At 63.0% G+C, this 20,608-nt stretch carries 18 protein-coding genes; 14 read left to right on the plus strand and 4 right to left on the minus strand.

The genetic code is table 11. The features are described 5' to 3' along the window. Positions 1-3: 3 nt before the first annotated feature. Positions 4-501 carry a CinA family protein gene (locus tag ACX93L_RS05700; protein ID WP_459403922.1) on the minus strand — a complete coding sequence of 166 codons (498 nt, stop codon included), beginning with the start codon at positions 499-501 and terminating at the stop codon, positions 4-6. Beyond that, positions 498-1,706, minus strand: coding sequence for a bifunctional 2-C-methyl-D-erythritol 4-phosphate cytidylyltransferase/2-C-methyl-D-erythritol 2,4-cyclodiphosphate synthase (locus tag ACX93L_RS05705; RefSeq protein WP_459403923.1), 1,209 nt, complete (start codon positions 1,704-1,706; stop codon positions 498-500). The genes ACX93L_RS05700 and ACX93L_RS05705 overlap by 4 nt, the downstream gene beginning before the upstream one ends. Positions 1,707-1,879: 173 nt before the next feature. Between ACX93L_RS05705 and dusB the strand changes: the two genes are divergently transcribed. From dusB to ACX93L_RS05755, 10 genes are all read left to right on the plus strand, one after another. Further along, a complete protein-coding gene (gene dusB, locus ACX93L_RS05710) occupies positions 1,880-2,884 on the plus strand; it encodes a tRNA dihydrouridine synthase DusB (protein WP_459403924.1) in 1,005 nt (334 codons plus the stop codon). Then, the gene (locus ACX93L_RS05715; RefSeq protein ID WP_205927714.1) at positions 2,881-4,017 is read left to right on the plus strand and encodes a two-component system sensor histidine kinase NtrB; all 1,137 of its coding nucleotides are present in this window, start codon (positions 2,881-2,883) and stop codon (positions 4,015-4,017) included. Before dusB ends, ACX93L_RS05715 begins: the two co-directional genes overlap by 4 nt. Beyond that, positions 4,014-5,465: a nitrogen regulation protein NR(I) gene (gene ntrC, locus ACX93L_RS05720; protein ID WP_169587839.1), complete on the plus strand. Its 1,452-nt coding sequence runs from the start codon at positions 4,014-4,016 to the stop codon at positions 5,463-5,465. The genes ACX93L_RS05715 and ntrC overlap by 4 nt, the downstream gene beginning before the upstream one ends. Before the next feature lie 131 nt (positions 5,466-5,596). Beyond that, the gene (locus ACX93L_RS05725; RefSeq protein ID WP_459403925.1) at positions 5,597-7,867 is read left to right on the plus strand and encodes a sensor histidine kinase NtrY-like; all 2,271 of its coding nucleotides are present in this window, start codon (positions 5,597-5,599) and stop codon (positions 7,865-7,867) included. Further along, positions 7,857-9,221 carry a nitrogen assimilation response regulator NtrX gene (ntrX, locus tag ACX93L_RS05730; RefSeq protein WP_459403926.1) on the plus strand — a complete coding sequence of 455 codons (1,365 nt, stop codon included), beginning with the start codon at positions 7,857-7,859 and terminating at the stop codon, positions 9,219-9,221. The genes ACX93L_RS05725 and ntrX overlap by 11 nt, the downstream gene beginning before the upstream one ends. A gap of 59 nt (positions 9,222-9,280) precedes the next feature. Continuing rightward, positions 9,281-10,657 (plus strand): Trk system potassium transporter TrkA, encoded by a 1,377-nt coding sequence (trkA, locus tag ACX93L_RS05735; RefSeq protein ID WP_459403927.1) that lies wholly within the window; start codon positions 9,281-9,283, stop codon positions 10,655-10,657. 22 nt (positions 10,658-10,679) lie between these two features. Beyond that, a complete protein-coding gene (locus ACX93L_RS05740; protein WP_459403928.1) occupies positions 10,680-11,543 on the plus strand; it encodes a D-amino-acid transaminase in 864 nt (287 codons plus the stop codon). A 110-nt stretch (positions 11,544-11,653) separates the two neighbouring features. Further along, positions 11,654-11,905 carry an RNA chaperone Hfq gene (hfq, locus tag ACX93L_RS05745; protein ID WP_169587849.1) on the plus strand — a complete coding sequence of 84 codons (252 nt, stop codon included), beginning with the start codon at positions 11,654-11,656 and terminating at the stop codon, positions 11,903-11,905. Then, a complete protein-coding gene (gene hflX, locus ACX93L_RS05750; RefSeq protein ID WP_459404153.1) occupies positions 11,901-13,313 on the plus strand; it encodes a GTPase HflX in 1,413 nt (470 codons plus the stop codon). The genes hfq and hflX overlap by 5 nt, the downstream gene beginning before the upstream one ends. A gap of 335 nt (positions 13,314-13,648) precedes the next feature. Then, complete coding sequence (locus ACX93L_RS05755) at positions 13,649-14,890, plus strand: sensor domain-containing phosphodiesterase (RefSeq protein WP_459403929.1); 1,242 nt, start codon at positions 13,649-13,651, stop codon at positions 14,888-14,890. A 4-nt stretch (positions 14,891-14,894) separates the two neighbouring features. Here ACX93L_RS05755 and mazG read toward each other — a convergent pair whose 3' ends face one another. Beyond that, positions 14,895-15,737 carry a nucleoside triphosphate pyrophosphohydrolase gene (gene mazG, locus ACX93L_RS05760; RefSeq protein WP_459403930.1) on the minus strand — a complete coding sequence of 281 codons (843 nt, stop codon included), beginning with the start codon at positions 15,735-15,737 and terminating at the stop codon, positions 14,895-14,897. A gap of 22 nt (positions 15,738-15,759) precedes the next feature. Continuing rightward, a complete protein-coding gene (locus tag ACX93L_RS05765; protein WP_459403931.1) occupies positions 15,760-16,341 on the minus strand; it encodes a deaminase in 582 nt (193 codons plus the stop codon). Between the two features lie 261 nt (positions 16,342-16,602). Here ACX93L_RS05765 and cysG point away from each other — a divergent pair, with 261 nt between their 5' ends. Genes cysG through ACX93L_RS05785 form a run of 4 tightly spaced genes read left to right on the plus strand, consistent with a single transcriptional unit; the run spans position 16,603 to position 20,565 of the window. Then, complete coding sequence (gene cysG / locus ACX93L_RS05770) at positions 16,603-18,045, plus strand: siroheme synthase CysG (protein WP_459403932.1); 1,443 nt, start codon at positions 16,603-16,605, stop codon at positions 18,043-18,045. Position 18,046: 1 nt separating this feature from the next. Then, a complete protein-coding gene (locus ACX93L_RS05775) occupies positions 18,047-18,361 on the plus strand; it encodes a DUF2849 domain-containing protein (protein ID WP_459403933.1) in 315 nt (104 codons plus the stop codon). 8 nt (positions 18,362-18,369) lie between these two features. Further along, the gene (locus ACX93L_RS05780; protein WP_459403934.1) at positions 18,370-20,040 is read left to right on the plus strand and encodes a nitrite/sulfite reductase; all 1,671 of its coding nucleotides are present in this window, start codon (positions 18,370-18,372) and stop codon (positions 20,038-20,040) included. A 12-nt stretch (positions 20,041-20,052) separates the two neighbouring features. Next, positions 20,053-20,565, plus strand: a complete 513-nt coding sequence (locus ACX93L_RS05785; RefSeq protein WP_459403935.1) for a DUF934 domain-containing protein — start codon at positions 20,053-20,055, stop codon at positions 20,563-20,565. Positions 20,566-20,608: the final 43 nt, after the last annotated feature.

The following is a 20,608-nucleotide window of genomic DNA, read 5'->3' on the forward strand; positions in this document are numbered from 1 at the left end:
GCGTCAGCCGGCCGCCTCTCTCAGCATTTCCAGGGCTGTCCTGACGGTCGCCAGTCTGATCCCCTCGCGGCCTAGGTCGCCGTAGCGCATCTCCTTGTGCAGGAGCATGCCGCGGCGCGAGCGCGCGGCGATATGCACGAGGCCGACCGGCTTCTCGTCCGAGCCTCCGCCCGGGCCGGCAATGCCGGTCACGGCAACAGCCAAGGCGGCCCCGGACCGTGTCAGCGCGCCGGCGACCATCTGGAGCGCCGTTTCGCGCGAGACGGCGCCGAAGCCGGCGAGAGTGGCCGAGGTCACGCCCAACAGGTCCATCTTCGCCCGGTTCGAATAGGTGATGAAACTGCGGTCGACGACGGCAGACGAGCCGGCGATCTCCGTCAGGGCGCCGACGATCAACCCGCCGGTGCAGGATTCGGCCGTCGCGACGGTCAGACCGCGTTCGGCAAAGCTCGTGATGATCCGTGCCGCCAGAGCTTCGATGTCGGGCGGGAAGAGGCTCATGCCGAGCCACCATAGACGACTGTCGCCGTGGCGATTGCGGCAATTCCTTCCCGCCGCCCGACGAAACCGATCTTTTCGTTGGTCGTCGCCTTGACCGAGCAGCGGTCCAGCGAAATGCCGAGGATCTCGGAGAGCTTCTCGCGCATAGCCTGGCGATGCGGGCCGATCTTCGGCGCTTCCGCGATCAGCGAGATGTCGGCGTTCATGATGGTGCCACCGGCTTCACGGACGATTCTTGCGGCATGTTCGAGGAAGATGCGGGACGGTGCCCCCTTCCACTGCATGTCGGAGGGCGGGAAATGGTCACCGATATCGCCGGCGCCGCAGGTGGCGAGCAAGGCGTCCGTCAGGGCGTGGAGTGCCACGTCGGCATCGGAATGGCCCTTCAGCCTCTGATCGTGGGGTATGAAGATCCCGCAGAGCGTGACGCCATCTCCGGGTTCCAACTGGTGAACGTCATAGCCGTTGCCCGTCCGCACGTCCGGCAAAGTGGGAGCGGAGAGCTTGGCGTCGGCCATGGCGATGTCCTTCTGCAGGGTCAGTTTCACATTTTCCGGCAGGCCCTCGACGAGGCGGACCTTGAGCCCGGCCCATTCGGCGATCGATGCGTCGTCGGTGAAGTCGGAGCGGCCGCTTCCGGCTGCGCTCTCATGGGCGGCAAGGATCACGGGCAGGGAGAAGGCCTGCGGCGTCTGGGCCGCGAACAGGCCGGCGCGGGAAACCGTCTCCGCTACGTGGCCGTTCTCTGTTCCACGTTTCAGCGTGTCGGTGACCGGCATGGCCGGCAGGACGCAGGTCTCGCCGTCATCGAGCGCGGCGGCGATGCGGTCCAGCAGGCTTTCATCAATGAAGGGCCGCACCGCGTCGTGGATCATGACATGCGTGACGCCCGAACCCGCGATTGCGCGCAGGCCGGCGAGCACCGACGCCTGGCGGGTGCTGCCGCCTAGGGCTGTTTTCACGCCTTCGGAGCCTTCTACCTGTCCGCGCGCCGTCTCGAAGAGCGCGACGTCGTCCGGATGAATGACGGAGACGATTGTTGCCGTTCTCTGCCAGGCGAGGAAGGCTTCGAGTGTGCGGGCGATCACAGGCTTTCCGCCGATTCGCCGGTATTGTTTGGGACCTTCTACCGATGTACCGGCCCGTTCGCCGCGGCCGGCGGCCACAACAATGATGCCGATCGAGGTCCTGCCATCCTGCTGCATTTTGCCTTCCGGTCCGTGACACATGAATTTCGCAAGCGAGGTCTATCGGCTCGAACGTCGATTTTCCAGCAGTTGCTTGAAATTTGTCGCGAGGCTCAGGATACCCCCTTGGCAAGACTGGAATTAGTGTCTAAAAATCGTGCAGTTACTCAGAGTGCCCGAAAGATAGTCAATTGTATTCAAACGCGCTGAATTCGCCCTTCGAGATCGGAACGGTCGCGATCCGCAATCGCGTGATCCTCGCGCCGATGTCGGGCGTCAGCGATCTGCCGTTCCGGCAAATGGCGTGGCGCTTCGGGGCCGGCCTCGTCGTGACCGAGATGGTGGCTAGCCGCGAACTCGTCCATAACGCCGCCGAGTCGTGGTCGCGTCTGCAAGGGGCCGGGCTCACTCCGCACATGGTCCAACTCGCCGGTCGCGAGGCGCACTGGATGGCGGAAGCCGCGCGCATCGCAGAGGCCAACGGCGCCGACATTATTGACATCAACATGGGATGTCCTGCGAAAAAAGTGACGGGCGGGTATTCCGGTTCTGCATTGATGCGCGATCCCGATCATGCGCTTTCGCTGGTCGAGGCGACGGTCAACGCGGTCAAGGTTCCGGTGACGCTGAAGATGCGGCTCGGCTGGGACGAGACCATGCTGAACGCCCCGGAGATAGCGGCCCGGGCGGAGGCTGCCGGCGTGAAGATGATCACCATTCACGGGCGCACCCGGATGCAGTTTTACGAAGGGCGTGCCGACTGGGATGCGATCGCGGCCGTCCGCTCTATGATTTCGGTTCCGCTTGCGGCGAACGGCGATGTCGAAAGCCGGGAAGATGCCGACGAAATCCGGCGGCGCTCGGGCGCCGATGCCGTGATGGTGGGGCGCGCCTGCCAGGGACGCCCATGGCATGCGGGTTGGATCGCAGGCGATGCCGGGCCGAAAGGTGACAAAATCGCCGATCTGGCCGCTGAGCACTACGACATGATGATGGCGCATTACGGCCGTGACGTCGGCGTGCGCCATGCGCGCAAGCATGTCGGATGGTATCTCGATCGTTTTGCGCCGGCGGTTCCGCCAGCTCGGAAAGTGGAAATCATGACATCGAAGGACGCGGATTTCGTGTCGCGGACGTTTTCGCGCTGCATCGCGGATGCGATGCGGGACGGCGAAGGCCGGCGGGAGGCAGCATGATGGTGCAGGCAGGCGGCGGCGGACTGGCGATGGCGGTGCTCAACGCCATCCAGCATCCGGTTATCATGATCGATTCGGACGGACACGTGGCCTTCGCAAACTGGGAGGCCGAGGCTTTTTTCGGCGCAAGCGCCAGCCATCTGGCCCGGCACCGAATCTCGACCTTCATTCCGTTCGGCAGCCCGCTCCTGGCGCTGATCGAGCAGGTGCGTGAACGCCGGGCACCGGTGAACGAATACCGGGTCGATCTTTCCTCGCCACGGCTTGGGCAGGACAAGCTCGTCGACCTCTATGTGGCGCCGGTGCTGAGCCAGCCGGGCAACGTCGTCGTGGTGCTGCAGGAGCGCTCGATGGCGGATAAGATCGACCGACAGCTCACCCATCGCACGGCGGCCCGATCGGTCACCGGACTTGCCTCGATGCTTGCCCACGAGATCAAGAACCCGCTTTCAGGCATTCGTGGTGCAGCCCAGTTGCTCGAAACCTCCGTTCCTGACGAGGATCGGGCACTCACCCGCCTGATCTGCGACGAGACGGATCGCATCGTGTCGCTGGTCGACCGCATGGAGGTCTTTTCCGACGAGCGTCCGGTCGATCGTGTCGCGATCAACATCCACTCGGTGCTCGACCATGTGAAGGCTATCGCCAAGGCGGGGTTTGCGCGCCACCTGCGCATCGTCGAGAACTACGACCCGTCGCTGCCGCCGGTCTATGCCAATCGTGATCAACTGGTGCAGGTCTTCCTCAACCTCGTTAAGAACGCCGCCGAAGCGATCGGCGATCGCCCGGACGGCGAGATCCAGCTGACGACGGCCTATCGGCCGGGTATCCGTCTTTCTGTGGCCGGTTCCAGAGAGAAGATCTCTTTGCCGCTCGAATTCTGCGTGCATGACAACGGTCCGGGCGTGCCGGCAGACCTGCTGCCGCACCTCTTCGATCCGTTCATCACCACCAAGACCAACGGATCCGGCCTCGGCCTGGCGCTGGTCGCCAAGATCATCGACGGCCATGGCGGCATCGTGGAATGCGACAGCCAGGCGAACCGAACCACCTTCCGCGTCCTGATGCCGGTGTCGAAAGACATCGCGCTCGACGATTCCATTCCGGCGAACTCCACAGGAAGCATCCGATGACTGCCACCATCCTCGTCGCTGACGACGACGCCGCCATCCGCACCGTGCTCAACCAGGCGCTGACGCGCGCCGGCTATGACGTGCGCATCACGTCCAATGCGGCAACCCTCTGGCGCTGGGTTTCCGCGGGCGAGGGAGACCTTGTGGTCACCGATGTGGTGATGCCGGACGAGAACGCCTTCGACCTCCTGCCGCGCATCAAGAAGGCCCGTCCTGACCTGCCGGTTCTGGTCATGAGCGCACAGAACACCTTCATGACTGCCATCAAGGCTTCGGAGAAGGGCGCCTACGACTACCTGCCGAAGCCCTTCGACCTGACCGAGCTCATCGCCATCATTGGCCGGGCGCTCGCCGAGCCAAAGAAGAAGCCAGCGCGTCTCGATGACGACATGCAGGATGGCATGCCGCTGGTCGGCCGATCGGCTGCCATGCAGGAGATTTACCGCGTGCTGGCCCGCCTGATGCAGACGGACCTGACGCTGATGATCACGGGTGAGTCCGGCACCGGCAAGGAACTGGTGGCGCGCGCGCTGCACGACTACGGCAAGCGCCGCAACGGCCCCTTCGTGGCGATCAACATGGCGGCGATCCCGCGCGACCTGATCGAGTCCGAACTTTTTGGCCATGAAAAGGGTGCGTTCACCGGTGCCCAGACACGCTCGACCGGCCGTTTCGAACAGGCGGAAGGCGGCACGCTTTTCCTCGACGAGATCGGTGACATGCCGATGGACGCCCAGACACGCCTTCTGCGCGTGCTGCAGCAGGGGGAATATACCACGGTTGGCGGACGCACGCCTATCCGCACCGACGTGCGCATCGTCGCTGCGACCAACAAGGACCTCAAGCACTCGATCAACCAGGGCCTCTTCCGCGAGGACCTCTACTATCGCCTCAACGTCGTGCCGCTGCGGCTTCCGCCGCTGCGCGACCGCGCCGAGGACATCCCGGACCTGGTGCGGCATTTCATTCAGCAGGGTGAAAAGGAGGGGCTCGACCTCAAGCGGTTCGACAATGAGGCGCTCGAGGTGCTGAAGGCCTATTCATGGCCCGGAAACGTGCGCGAACTCGAGAACGTGGTCCGCCGCCTGATGGCACTCTATCCGCAGGATGTGATCTCGCGCGAGATCGTCGAGCAGGAACTGCGTTCCGACATCGCCGACAGCCCGATCGCCAAGGCCGGCGTTCCTGCCGGATCGATGACCATTTCGCAGGCGGTCGAGGAGAATATGCGGACCTATTTCGCCAGTTTCGGCGACAGTCTGCCGCCGTCCGGGCTCTATGAGCGCGTCCTGACCGAAATGGAATATCCGTTGATCCTGGCGGCGCTCACCGCAACGCGCGGGAACCAGATCAAGGCGGCCGACCTGCTCGGACTGAACCGCAATACGCTTCGAAAGAAGATCCGGGAGCTCGGCGTTTCGGTTTATCGCAGTTCGCGCTCGGCTTGACACCACCTCTGCGCCGTTGCAATTTCGCCACATTGCGTTGCTCAAAAGACACGAGGCCGTGACCCGCGGACGTCGTCGTCGTCTTGATTCGGGAATTGCATGGCATGCGCGGAGCGCGGGAGTTCTTTTTGATGATCAGGCGAGCGGCGGCATCCGTTACGGATAGCGATCCTGCGCCGGCGCACGACCGGCGGGCATCCTTCGCGCTTCCGGGGCTGGCGCTCGCGACAGGCGCACTGGCCTGCGCCGTGTTTACCTTGCCGGTTCTGCTCGGGCTGACGCCAATCGAGCCGACATCCAACGTCCTGGTCGCCTCGGCGATCGTCAATTCGCTGTTCATCGTCGGCCTGATGTTCCTGATTGGTCGCGAGGTGACGCGCCTCGTCAAGGCTCGGACCCGCGGACGGGCTGCTGCGCGGCTCCATGTGCGCATCGTCGTGCTGTTCTCGATCGTCGCCATCACGCCGGCGATCCTCGTCGCCATCTTCGCAAGCATCACGCTGAACGTCGGTCTCGATCGCTGGTTTTCTCTGCGCACCCAGTCGATCGTCTCGTCATCGAGCAATATCGCTCAGGCCTACATGATGGAGAATGCGAGCTATCTGCAGGGGCAGACGGTCTCCATGGCGAACGACCTCGAGCGCAACCGGGCGCTCTACTTCCTTGATCGAACCGGCTTCGTCCAGCTGATGACCCGTCAGGCCAAGGGACGCGGGCTGCTCGGGGCCTTTCTGGTCCGTCAGGACGGTTCGGCGATCACGCAGGCCGACATCCCGACAGACAAGCCTTTGCCGGCCATTCCGCGGGATGCGCTCGACAGCGCGGCGGCCGGTCAACCGACCCTGATCCCGCCGGGCGTCACCAACCTGGTCGGTGCGATCATCAAGCTCGATTCGATTTCCGGAACGTTCCTCTACACCATCCGCGCGGTCGATCCGAAGGTGATGGCCGCGATGCGGCTGATGGAGGAGAACACCGCCGAGTACAAGGCGATGGAGGCGGGACGGACCACGCTGCAGATCGCGTTTGCTGTTCTCTATCTCGGTTTTGCCCTGATCGTGCTGCTCGCGGCGATCTGGACGGCGATCGCCGTCGCCGACCGGATCGTCCGGCCGATCCGCCTGCTGATCGGAGCGGCGGACAGTATCGCCTCCGGCAATCTGAACGTCATCGTTCCGGTGCGGGCTGCCGATGGTGACGTCGGCAGCTTGTCGCGGACCTTCAACAAGATGATCTCGCAGATCCGCACCCAGCGCGATGAGATTCTCGAAGCGAAGGACGAAGTCGACGACCGGCGCCGTTTCATCGAGGCCGTGCTGTCCGGCGTGACCGCCGCCGTCATCGGCGTCGAGGATGACGGTGTCATCACCATCGTCAATCCGTCTGCAGAATACTTCCTGGCCGTGCCGGCCGAAGAATTGATGGGGCAGAAGCTCGCTTCCGTAGCGCCGGAGGTCGATCGCGTTCTTGCCGAGGCGGCCGTGCGTCACCGCGGCGAGTACCGCGAGCAGATCAACCTGATCCGCAACGGCAAGGAGCGGACGCTCAACGTGCAGGTCACACGGGAGGAAACCCGAGGTTCGGCCGACAGCTATGTGATCACCCTCGACGACATCACGGATCTGGTGATCGCGCAGCGCTCGACGGCTTGGGCAGACGTGGCACGGCGCATCGCGCACGAGATCAAGAACCCGCTCACACCGATCCAGCTTTCGGCAGAGCGGCTGAAGCGACGTTACGGCAAGCACATTGCTGAAGATGATCGGGCAGTGTTCGACCAGTGCACAGACACGATCGTCCGGCAGGTGGGCGACATCGGCCGCATGGTGGACGAGTTCTCAGCCTTTGCGCGCATGCCGAAGCCGGCCAAGCAGCGGTCCGACCTGCGGGACATCCTGCGCGATTCGGTCTTCCTGCGCGAGATGGGGCATCACGACGTGACGTTCCTGCGCGAGTTCGGCGACGAACCGCTGGAGGGAAGCTTTGATGCGCGCATGCTCGGCCAGGCCGTCGGTAACCTCATCAAGAACGCCGTCGAGGCGATCGAGGGCGTGCCGCGCGAAGAGCTCGGGGACGGCGGGAAAGTACTGGTGCGGTCCAGCTACGACCGGGACCATGACCGGTTCGTCGTGGATGTGATCGACAATGGTCGGGGACTGCCGGTGGAGAACCGCCACCGCATCCTCGAACCCTACATGACCATGCGAGACAAGGGCACGGGCCTCGGTCTCGCGATCGTAAAGAAGATTATCGAAGAACATGGCGGGCAGCTGGAATTGCACGATGCACCGGCGGAGTTCGACCGGGGTAGGGGCGCGATGATCCGCATCGTGCTTCCGCGTCTCGAGACGCCGGCCGCCATGGAGGACGAAAGCAACAAGGAAAAGGTCCATGGCCTCTGACATTCTGGTCGTTGACGACGAAGAAGACATTCGCGAAATCGTCTCCGGCATCCTCAGTGACGAAGGACACGAGACACGCACTGCGCATGACGCGGACAGCGCGCTCGCGGCGATCTCGGACCGCGTGCCGCGGCTGGTCTTCCTCGACATCTGGATGCAGGGCAGCCGCCTCGACGGACTGTCCCTGCTGGACGAGATCAAGACCCGCCATCCCGATCTTCCGGTCGTGATGATTTCGGGACACGGCAATGTCGAAACCGCCGTCTCCGCCATCAAACGCGGCGCCTTCGACTTCATCGAGAAGCCGTTCAAGGCCGACCGTCTGATCCTCATTGCCGAACGGGCCCTGGAGAACTCCAAGCTCAAGCGTGAGGTGACGGAACTCAAGAAACGCACCGGGGATGCCGTGGAGCTGATCGGCACCTCTGTCGCCGTGTCGCAGCTTCGTCAGACGATCGACAAGGTGGCGCCGACCAATAGCCGCATTATGATCTTCGGTCCGTCCGGGTCGGGCAAGGAGCTCGTCGCCCGGATGATCCACAAGCGCTCGGCGCGCTCCTCCGGTCCGTTCGTCGCGCTGAATGCGGCCGCAATCACGCCGGATCGGATGGAAGTCGCCCTCTTCGGGACCGAAGGAACGCCGGGGCAGCCGCGGCGCATCGGTGCGCTCGAGGAGGCCCATCGCGGCATCCTCTATCTCGACGAGATCGGCGAGATGCCGCGTGAGACGCAGAACAAGATCCTGCGCGTTCTCGTGGAACAGCAGTTCGAGCGGGTCGGGGGCTCGAAGCGGGTCAAGGTCGATGTTCGCATCATCTCGTCGTCGGCCTACAATCTCGAAAGCCTGATTGCGGAAGGCCGTTTCCGCGAGGATCTGTTCCATCGCCTTGCGGTCGTGCCGGTCAAGGTGCCGGCGCTTGCCGAACGGCGTGAGGACATTCCCTTCCTGGTCGACATGTTCATGCGGCAGATTTCGGAGCAGGCCGGCATTCGTCCGCGCCGGATCGGCGAGGATGCCATGGCGGTGCTGCAGGCGAATGACTGGCCGGGCAACATCCGGCAGCTTCGCAACAACATGGAACGGCTGATGATCCTCGCACAGAGCGACAGTGCCGATTCCCTGATCACCGCGGAAATGCTGCCGCAGGATCTCTCCGACATGCTGCCGAAGGTTTCGGCCCGCAACGACACCCACATCATGACGCTTCCCTTGCGGGAGGCGCGCGAAATGTTCGAGCGGGACTATCTGATCGCGCAGATCAACCGGTTCGGCGGCAACATCTCGCGCACCGCGGAGTTTGTCGGCATGGAACGCTCCGCGCTCCATCGCAAACTGAAGTCGCTTGGCGTATAAGGACATGCGGGCGGGGACACACCTTCCTCGCCTGTCATCAACTCGCTGAAAGAGCCATCATGAAAGTCATCATCTGCGGGGCGGGACAGGTCGGATACGGCATCGCCGAGCGCCTGTCCCAGGAGGACAACGACGTCTCGGTGATCGACACGTCGGCTTCGCTGGTCAACCACATCACCGAAACGCTCGACGTCCGCGGCTATGTGGGGCATGGCGCCCATCCGGACATGCTCGCGAGAGCGGGCGCGGACCAGGCCGACATGATCATCGCGGTGACGCTCTACGACGAGGTCAACATCGTGGCCTGCGAAGTCGCGCATGCCTTGTTCTCGGTCCCGACCAAGATCGCCCGCATCCGTGCACAGAACTATCTCAGGCCGGAATATTCCGACCTCTTCAGCCAGCAGAACATGTCGATCGACGTGACGATTTCCCCGGAAATCGAGGTCGGCAAGATGGTGCTACGGCGCATTTCCTTCCCTGGCGCGACCGATATCGTCCGCTTCGCCGACGACCATATCGCGATGGTCGCCATCGAGTGCATGGAGGATTGCCCGGTCGTCAACACGCCGTTGCACCAGCTCAGCCAGCTCTTTCCGGACCTGATGGCGACAGTTACCGCGATCTATCGCAACGGTCGCCTCATGGTCGCCCGCTCGACGGACCAACTGCTTGTCGGTGACCTTGCCTATGTCATCTGCCAGCGCGAGCATATCCGTCGTACCCTCGGCCTCTTCGGACATGAGGAGCAGGAGGCCGGCCGGCTGATCATCGCGGGCGGCGGCAATATCGGCTACTACGTGGCGCGCCAGATCGAAAAGATGCAGCCGAAGACCAAGGTGAAGATCATCGAGAGCGATCGGGATCGTGCCGTCGTCGTTTCCGACAAGCTGAAGCAGTCGATCGTGCTGCACGGTTCCGCCCTCGACCAGAATATCCTGCAGCAGGCGGACGTGCAGGATGCCGATCTGATGATCACGCTGACCAACAGCGACCAGACCAATATCCTGAGCGCGGCGATGGCGAAGCGCATGGGCTGCAGGTCGGGGATGGCGCTGATCAACAATCCGAGCTTTCAGGATCTCACCCATGGGGTCGGGATCGACCACCACATCAATCCTCGCGCGGTCACCATTTCCCGGGTGCTCCAGCACGTCCGCAAGGGCCGCATCCGCTCGGTCTATGCGGTACAGAAGGGCGTGGCGGAAGTGATCGAGGCCGAGGCGCTCGAGACTTCGCCGCTGGTCGGCGTGCCGTTCCGCGAACTCAAGCTGCCGCCGGGTATCCGCATCGGTGCGATCTATCGCGACAAGCATGTGCTGCGGCCCGACGGGGATCTGAAGATCAAGGCGAAGGACCGCGTTGTCCTCTTCGCCACCGCCGAAGCGGTGCGCGACGTTGAGCAGATGTTCCGGGTCTCGATCCAATATTTCTAGAATTCGCCAGCAAGGGTTTCCGATGCCGAGAATTGCCTATGTCAACGGTCGCTACCTGCCGCACGATGCGGCCGGTGTCCATATCGAGGATCGCGGTTACCAGTTTGCCGACGGCGTCTATGAAGTCTGCGAGATCCGCCATGGCGTGATCGTCGACCTGACCCGGCATCTCGACAGGCTGGACCGTTCGCTCACGGAGATCCGCATCTCGCCGCCGATGTCGAGGGCAGCCCTCGTGCAGGTGATCCGCGAGGTGGCGCGGCGCAATCATGTGCGCAACGGCCTATTCTACATGCAGGTGACGCGCGGTGTGGCGCGGCGCGATCATGTCTTTCCGAACGCCGAGACCACGCCGTCGCTGGTGATCACCGCCAAGAGTACGGATCCCAAGGTGATCGCGGCCAAGAATGCCAACGGCCTCAAGGCCATCACGCTCCCCGACAACCGCTGGGACCGCGTCGACATCAAGACCGTAGGTTTGTTGCCGAATGTCATGGCACGCCAGGCGGCCAAGGACGCCGGTGCCCAGGAGGCGATCTATGTCGACGCACGGGGCATGGTGACCGAAGGGGCCGCGACCAATGTCTGGATGGTGGATGCAGACGGACAGTTGGTGACACGACCGGCAGAACACGGTATCTTGCGCGGCATTACTCGAACCGGGCTGATGGACGTGGCGAGGGCGCTTTCGATACCGGTCGTCGAGCGGGAGTTTTCGCGGGAGGAAATGCTGGGGGCGCGTGAGGTGTTCATCACCGCCGCGACAAGCATCTGCTTCCCGATCGTGGAAATTGATGGAAAGACGATCGGAAACGGCCATCCGGGCACGTTCTCCGAGAAAATTCGCAGCGCCTTTTTCGACATTGCGGAAAAGACGGCGATTTGATACCAACTTCACGGTGAAAGGCTTGCAAGGGACAAAGCCTTAGCTGTTTGATAAGCTTGAACAATAATTACACCGACCAATTTGTCGGCAAAAAAGAAAGAAGCGGCGCCATGGCGGAACGTTCTCAGAACCTGCAGGATCTTTTTCTCAACACCGTTCGCAAGCAGAAGATTTCGCTGACGATCTTTCTGATCAACGGTGTCAAGCTGACGGGCGTTGTTACGTCCTTCGACAATTTCTGCGTTCTGTTGCGCCGCGACGGGCATTCGCAGCTCGTCTACAAACATGCCATCTCGACCATAATGCCGGGTCAGCCGATGCAGATGTTCGAAAGCGAAGAAGCCTCTTCGTCGCAGGATTGAAGCCATAACCACGCGAGACACGAAAAACGATTCGATCATCCCGGAGGACGAAAAGCCCCGGGATGACATGCGTGCATTGGTCATCGTTCCGGTCCTGAAGCAGCCGCGCAACGCACCGTCCGCCACGACCGACAATGTGGTCGCCGCGGTTACCCGTTCCAACGAAAGCCGGCTCGAAGAAGCCATCGGCCTTGCCCGGGCTATCGACCTGACTGTCGGCGAGGGGCTGATCGTGCCGGTGAACCAGCCGCGTCCGGCGACCTTGCTGGGGACCGGCAAGATCGCCGAGATCACGGAAAAGCTGGAGGAGCACGATGCCGGCCTCGTTATCGTCGATCATCCGCTGACGCCTGTCCAGCAGCGCAATCTCGAGAAGGCATGGAACGCGAAGGTCATCGATCGCACCGGCCTGATTCTGGAGATCTTCGGCCGACGCGCCTCCACCAAGGAAGGCACGCTGCAGGTCGATCTCGCCCATCTGAACTACCAGAAGGGCCGGCTCGTCCGTAGCTGGACCCACCTGGAGCGCCAGCGCGGTGGCGGCGGCTTCATGGGGGGACCGGGTGAAACCCAGATCGAAGCCGACCGTCGGCTGCTGCAGGATCGTATTGTCAAGCTCGAGCGCGAGCTGGAGCAGGTGGTGCGGACCCGCCAGCTGCATCGTGCCAAGCGCCGCAAGGTGCCGCATCCGATCGTGGCGCTGGTCGGCTATACCAATGCCGGCAAGTCGACGTTGTTCAACCGGATCACCGGCGCCGGCGTTTTGGCCGAAGACATGCTGTTCGCCACGCTCGATCCGACGCTGCGGCGGATGAAGCTTCCGCATGGCCGGACCGTGATCCTGTCCGACACGGTCGGTTTCATTTCCGATCTGCCGACGCATCTGGTCGCGGCGTTCCGCGCGACGCTTGAAGAGGTTCTCGAGGCCGATCTGATCCTGCACGTACGGGACATGTCTGATCCGGACAACGCCGCCCAGTCCGCCGATGTGCTGCGCATCCTGTCCGACCTCGGCATCGACGACAAGGAAAAGTCCGAGCGGATCATCGAGGTATGGAACAAGATCGACCGGCTGGAGAGCGAGACGCATGATGCGCTCCTGCAGAAGGCAGCGACGCGCGAAAACGTCCTGACCGTTTCGGCGATCACGGGCGAAGGCGTCGACAGGCTGCTCGACGTGATTTCGGAGCGACTTTCCGGTGTCCTGACCGAAGCGACGATCACGATCCCGGCCGACAAGCAGGCGATTGTGTCCTGGGCCTATCAGAATGCCGTCGTCGACGGGCGCGAGGATCACGAGGACGGTTCCGTCAGTCTCGACCTGCGCCTGACCGATCGCCAGGCGACCGAGCTCGAACGCAAGCTCGGCGGCGGCAAGCCGCGGGACAAGGAAGACTGGGAGCGGTAGGCCTGTCAGGTTGGCGTGATCGGAGTGCAAAGTCCCCGGTTCGTGACCGCCGCCCCCTCCGGCCATGCATCTGCTTCGAGAATCGTTCCGCGACTTTGCCGGGGGCTCCCGTTGATGTGATTCGGTATGTGCATCGCAATCTGGTGGTGATCAGCGATTGACGTTCGGCATTTCCGTACCAAAACCCGGCCGTCAACGGCGCAGTACAGCGTTCAATTGCAGTTGCTCAGGTATATTTTTGCAATTTTTGTTTGTGGCGCGAATTTCCCCAAGCAACGCCTTTGCCAAAAAATTGATTTGTGCATCTATATTTCTCCAACTGCACGGAGAGGTTGATGCAACAGGAATCCGTTCTGGTGGGCGCGCTGGGCTGGCGCGGTGGGGAGCCTGAGAGGCTGCGCTACGACGAGGAGGTCGAAAGCGCGCTCAAGGCTGTGCGACAGCATCTGGGCATGGAGATAGGCTTCGTCTCGGAGTTCCTGGGTGAAGAACGAGTCTTCCGTCACGTCGACACCAGTCTCGCCGAGCCGCCGTTCCGCGCCGGGCACAGGCTATCGATGGAAGAGGGCTATTGCCGCAAGGTGGTAGCCGGCGAACTTCCCGAACTCATTCCCGACACCTCACTCGTTCCTGCGGCACTCGACATACCGGAGACCGCGCTGCTGCCGATCGGCTCGCATATGAGCGTACCGATTCGTCTCAGCGACGGTACCGTCTACGGCACGTTCTGTTGCTTCAGTTCGTGGCCGGATACCTCGCTGAGCGTCAGGGACCTGCAGACGATGCGCGCCGTGGCCGACATAGTGGCGGCGCAGGTCGAGGCGAAGGTCACCTCGCAGAAGGTCCAGGAGAGCCTCAGATCGCGGATCGCCGCCGTGCTGACGGCAGGCGGGCCGCACATAATCTACCAGCCGATCATCAGGCTTGAGGACATGGCGGTGGTCGGTGCGGAGGCGCTGGCGCGTTTCGCCGGCCCGCCGCAACAGTCTCCGGACCGCTGGTTTGCCGATGCGGATGCGGCCGGCATGCGCGGTGAGCTGGAGTTCGCGGCGATGCGAAATGCCCTCCGCGATTTCTTTGCGGTTGCGCAGGAGGGACGGTATCTCGCGCTCAACATTTCCCCCAAGATCGTTGTCGGCAGCGACCTTGTGGCCGTTCTGGAGGGGTATCCGCTCGAGCGGATCGTGCTGGAACTCACGGAGCACGAACATGTCGAGGACTATGAGGGCCTGTTCCGGGCTCTTGCGAGGGTCCGGGCGCGGGGCGTACGGATTGCCGTGGACGATGCCGGCTCCGGATATGCAAGCCTCCGGCATGTTCTCAGCATTCGGCCGGATATCATCAAGCTCGACATCAGCCTGACGCGTGCCATCGAGGCCGATCCGGTGCGGCAGGCGCTCGCCGCGGCAATCGTCGCCTTCGGGCGTCACGTATCCTGCAAGATTGTCGCCGAGGGGATCGAGACGGAGGCGCAACTCAAGGCGCTGCGGGCTCTCGGGGTGGAATACGGGCAGGGCTACCTGCTCGCCAAACCGTTGCCTGCCCCCGAGCTGGGGCGAGCGACGGGCGGGGTCTGAGCCCTTATCCTTCGTCCTTCTTGGCCTCCTGCCAAAGAGCCTCCATTCGCTCCAGCCCGGCTGTCTGGAGCGCTTCTCCGTTCCTTTCCAAAGATGTCTCTATGTATCTGAAACGGCGTCGGAATTTGCTGTTCGTGCCGCGCAATGCCTGTTCGGGTTCGGCGCCTACATGACGTCCGATGTTGACGAGGGCGAAGATCAGGTCGCCGAGTTCGTCCTTGACCTTTTCCGGTTGCCGGGTGGCGAGTGCCTCGCGCAGTTCGGCGATCTCCTCCTCGATCTTGTCGAGGATTGGAGCCGCTTCCGCCCAGTCGAAGCCGACCTTGGCCGCCTGTTCCTGGAGTTTCAGCGCTTCGGTCAGCGCCGGAAACGAGCGCTGGACGCCGCCCAGGAGGCCGGCCTTCGGATCGTCGGGCGTGGATTGATCCAGAGCGGCAGCGCGGGCCGTACGGCGCTCTGTCCGCTCCCGCTTTTCCAGCCGCTTGATTTCGTCCCACTGGAGCTTGACTGCCTCAGGCGTTGAGGCGTCCGACACCGCAAAGACATGCGGATGGCGACGGATCATCTTGGCGGTGATCGCCTCGACCACGTCGCCGAAAGCGAAGAGCCCGGCTTCCTCGGCGATGCGGGCATGGAAGACCACCTGGAGGAGAAGATCGCCGAGTTCGTCGCAGAGGTCATCGGGATCGTTGCGTTCGATCGCGTCGGCGACCTCATAGGCCTCCTCGATGGTATAGGGCTTGATGGTCTCGAAGGTTTGGACGATGTCCCAGGGGCAACCGGTTTCCGGATTGCGCAGGGACGCCATGATTTCGAGAAGGCGCGAAATGTCCTTTGAGGGCTGCATGCGGAGTTCCTGTCTTGGCCCTTCAGTTGAGGGGAATGTCGTTGTCGGACTTGCCGGACTGATATTGCCCCGAGAGCCTGTCATAGACTGCGCGGATGCGGCGCGACTGCGCATCGAGCGTTTCCTGCTCGTCGCTGACCGCGACAAGATCGGCAATGGCAAACGCATTCCAGAAGGCATTCGACTTGCGATAGCCGCCGGGTTCCAGCCCGAAGACCTCCTTGAGGATCTTCAGGTCATGCGGGATGGCGAAGGCGTCGCGGCTGTCTTGGTGACTGAAGAAATAGTAGAAGTTGTCGAATCCGGCCCAAGTGATCGCGGACATGCACATGGTACAGGGCTCGTGGGTCGAGAGGAAGATCAGGTCCTTCGTGGAAGGGCGTTCCCCAAGCTCGTAGAAGCGCTTCAGCGTGTGAACCTCGCCGTGCCACAAGGGGTTCTCCAGTTCGTTGTTGGTTTCGGCAAGCACCAGCGACAGATCGGACTTCCTTAGGATCGCCGCCCCGAAAACCTTGTTGCCCGCGGCGACCCCCGTCTCGGTGAGCGGCAGGATGTCGTGTTCGATGACGTCAAGCAGGCGTCGCGTCAGCAGGGGGCTGTTCAAGGTTGGTCTCCTTCAGAGGTGGTCCGCAATCCTAGCGTCTGGCCGTTGCGAGCGGAAAGGCAAAACATGCCGATGATGCGGTTATCCCGGCGCTTTTGCAGTGCGAAACGGGTGGTTGGTACCGGACGGTGATATTTGCTCGAATTGGCCTTGTGGCTAGCAAAGAAATATCCATGGTAAGGCCGCCACGGATTTCTGTTTCTTCAAACGTTTGCGACAAAAGAGGATAGTGCGGCACTCCTCGGAATAGTGGAATCACGCATGGGCGCGAGCGAACAGCAACTTTCGGTCTTTCCGGCCTTCTTCAAGGTCGCGAATGCCGTTGCCGCCGTTTTCGGCAACGGACCGGAGGCGTTCGCCAAGGTGCGCCTGCTGCGCAACACCGAAGCTCGCGTCGTTGCTTATGCGGATGCGCCGGATGCCGACTACGCCGCCTATCTGGCCGAGCACGGTGTCGAGACGATTGCCCGCAGCTTTGCCGCGCATCAGGTCGAGGACGCCGTCCTCGTCTTTGCTGCGACCGGTGACGCGGAACTGGATCGGACCATCGTTCTCGCCGCCCGGGCACACCGCGTCCCGGCCAATGCGGTCGATCAGCCGGACTTTTGCGATTTCTACACGCCGGCGCTGGTCAATCGTGCCCCCATCGCCGTTGCAATCGGCACGGAGGGCGCCGGTCCGGTGCTCGCGCAGATGATCCGTGCCGATATTGACCGCCTGCTTCCGAAGTCGCTCGGCCGCCTTGCACGGCTTGCCAATGCCTATCGTGCCGCGGTTGACAGCCTGCTGCCACGCGGTGTGGTCCGCCGCCTGTTCTGGCGGGCCTTTTTCAAGGGGGATGTGGCTGATGCCGTCGAGGCCGGCGATGATAGCACGGCGCGTCGCCACGCGACCCGGCTCCTCAAGGTCACTCGCACCAGCGGCTCCGTCGGTCGGGTCTTCCTGGTCGGCGCCGGGCCAGGTGCCGAGGATCTCCTGACGCTCCGCGCCCATCGCCTGCTGATGGAGGCCGATGTGATCGTCCATGACGCGCTCGTACCGCAGGCCGTGATAGACATGGGGCGCCGTGATGCGACCCGTATCCCGGTCGGCAAGCGCAAGGGCTGCCATTCGAAGTCGCAGGACGAGATCAACCACCTGCTCGTCGAACTCGGACGCGAGGGCAAACGCGTCGTTCGCCTCAAGTCCGGCGATCCGCTGGTGTTCGGCCGTGCCGCCGAGGAAATGGCAGCGCTGCGCGAGGCGGGCATCGCTTACGAGGTTGTGCCCGGCATCACCTCCGCACTGGCGGCTGCCGCCGATTTCGAGTTGCCGCTCACGCTGCGCGGCGTTGCCTCGTCTCTGGTTTTCACCACCGGCCACGACCTGCACGGCGAAACGCTGCCGGATTGGGCGCGGCTTGCCCTTTCCGGCGCGACGGTTGCCGTCTACATGGGCCGCAGCGTGGCGGCCTCTGTCGCAACTCGGCTGATGGATGCCGGTCTGGCCGAGGACACCACGGTCGCCGTGGTCGAGAATGCCGGCCGCAGCGACAGCCGACTGCTGCACGGCACGCTCGAGGAGCTGCCGGCGCTCGAGACCCGCAATGAACTCAAGGGCCCGGTGATGGTGATCATCGGCGATGCCGTCGCCGGCGGCAACTTCGCCCGTTCCGAACCGCTGCGCGGCAAGATCGCCAGCCTTTCCCCTTTCGAGAGGACATGACATGGCAGAGAAAGTATTGACCGCCAATCGCCTGGGTGACGGCATTGCCGTCTGGCTCGACGCCAACGGCCAGTGGACCGAAAGGCTGCAGGAGGCGTTCGTCGCCCGTCATGCGGAAGCGGTCGCCGCGCTCGAAGAAGCAGGCCGCAAGGCCTTTGCCAGCAACGTCGTTCTCGATGTCAACGTCATCGAGGTCGAGGAAAAGGACGGCAAGCTGCGTCCACTTCGCCTTCGCGAACGCATCCGCGCCGAGGGCCCAACCATCGCCTATGCGGACGGCCATGGTTTCGCCGATCCTGACTTCATTGCCGCCTGAGGAATTCCATGTACCGCTACGATGAATTCGACCACGCCTTCGTCTCCGCTCGCGTCGAGCAATTTCGGGACCAGGTCAACCGCCGTCTTGCCGGAGAGATCGCCGAGGACGCGTTCCGTCCGCTGCGCCTTATGAACGGTGTCTATCTGCAGCTGCATGCCTACATGCTGCGCGTCGCGATTCCCTATGGCACGCTGAACTCGAAGCAGATGCGCATGCTCGCCCATGTCGCGCGCCGCTACGACCGTGGCTATGGCCATTTCACCACGCGCCAGAACATCCAATACAACTGGCCGAAGCTTTCCGACACACCGGATATCCTTGCGGATCTGGCCAGCGTCGAGATGCATGCGATCCAGACGTCGGGCAACTGCATCCGCAATGTCACGGCCGATCATTTCGCCGGTGCCGCCGCCGACGAGGTCGCCGACCCGCGACCCTATGCCGAAATCCTGCGCCAGTGGTCGTCGGTCCATCCGGAATTCTCCTTCCTGCCGCGCAAGTTCAAGATCGCGGTCACCGGCGCGCCGCGGGATCGTGCCGCGATCCAGGTTCATGACATCGGCCTGCAGCTGAAGAAGAACGACGCCGGCGAACTCGGCTTTGCGGTCTATGTCGGGGGCGGGCAGGGGCGGACTCCGCTGGTTGCCAAGCTGATCCGCGACTTCCTGCCGGAAGCCGACCTCCTGACCTATGTGACGGCGATCGTTCGCGTCTACAACCTGCATGGCCGCCGCGACAACAAGTACAAGGCCCGCATCAAGATCCTCGTGCACGAGACGGGCGTCGAGGAACTGACGCGTCAGATCGAAGCCGAATTCGACCATATCCGCGACGGCGAGCTGAAGCTGCCCGAGGCCGACATCCGCGCGATCGAGGCCTACTTCGCCCCGCCCGTGCTGCCGGAACGGCCGGAGGGCTGGGAAGCGCTCGCCCGCGCCAAGAAGGCGGACGCGGCCTTTGCCGCATGGGCCTCGCAGAACGTCCAGCCGCACACCCATCCTGACTACGGCATGGTCACCATCTCGCTAAAGCCGATCGGCGGCACGCCGGGCGATGCCAGTGACGCGCAGATGGACGTCGTCGCCGACGTTGCCGAACGGCTGGCCTTCGACGAGATCCGCGTCAGCCACGAACAGAACCTGATTCTGCCGCACGTGGCGCTCGGCGATCTCTACGCCGTCTACCAGGCGCTCGAGGCTTCGGGACTTGCTACCGCCAATGCCGGGCTGATCACCGACATCATCGCCTGCCCGGGGCTCGACTATTGCGCGCTTGCAAATGCGCGTTCCATCCCGGTCGCCCAGGAGATTTCGACCCGTTTCGGTTCGCCGGAACGCCAGGCTGAGATCGGCGAGCTGAAAATCAAGATCTCCGGCTGCATCAATGCCTGCGGCCATCACCATGTCGGCCATATCGGTCTTCTGGGTGTCGAGAAGAAGGGCGCCGAACTCTACCAGATCACGCTCGGCGGTTCCGGCGACGAGAACACCTCGATCGGCGAGATCATCGGCCGCGGCTTCGAGCCGGATCGGGTCACCGATGCGATCGAGACGATCGTCGATACCTATCTCGGCCTGCGCTTGGACCCGAAGGAGACCTTTCTCGACGCCTATCGCCGGGTCGGACCGAAGCCCTTCAAGGATGCCCTTTACGGCCAGGCGGCGGAAGCGGCCTAAGGAAGAGATGAAATGACCAAGATCTGGAACCAGTCCGGCTTCGTCGACAACGACGCCTGGGTTATCGAGACCGAAGAGCGCAAGGCAGGCGAGGACGAACGGGCCATCGTTGGCCTCGAAACCTTTCTTGCGGCCGCCGAGCAGAGCAACGAGAGCGGCTTCGGCGTAATCGTCCAGCCGGCCGACGACGTGACGAAGCTTGCGCCCCATATCGATCGCATCGCGCTGATCGCCGTCAGCTTTCCCGCCTTCAACGACGGGCGCGGCTTTAGCCATGCGTCGCTTGTCCGCGATCGTCTCGGTTATCAGGGAGAGGTCCGTGCCGTCGGCGACGTGCTGATCGACCAGGTGCCGCTGATGCTAAGGACAGGATTTACGAGCTTTGCGGTGACGAATCCGGTCGCGCTTGCGCGGCTCGCCGACGGACGTCTGCCCGGAATTGCCCAGCGCTACCAGCCGAGCGCCAAGGCATCCGCCGCGGCAGGCGGTTTCAGTTGGCGGCGCATCGGTGGTCAGGGCGCATAATACATCGCAAAAATAATATGTAATCTCCGTCGACTTGATGGAG

This window comes from Rhizobium sp. CAU 1783, assembly GCF_054551725.1.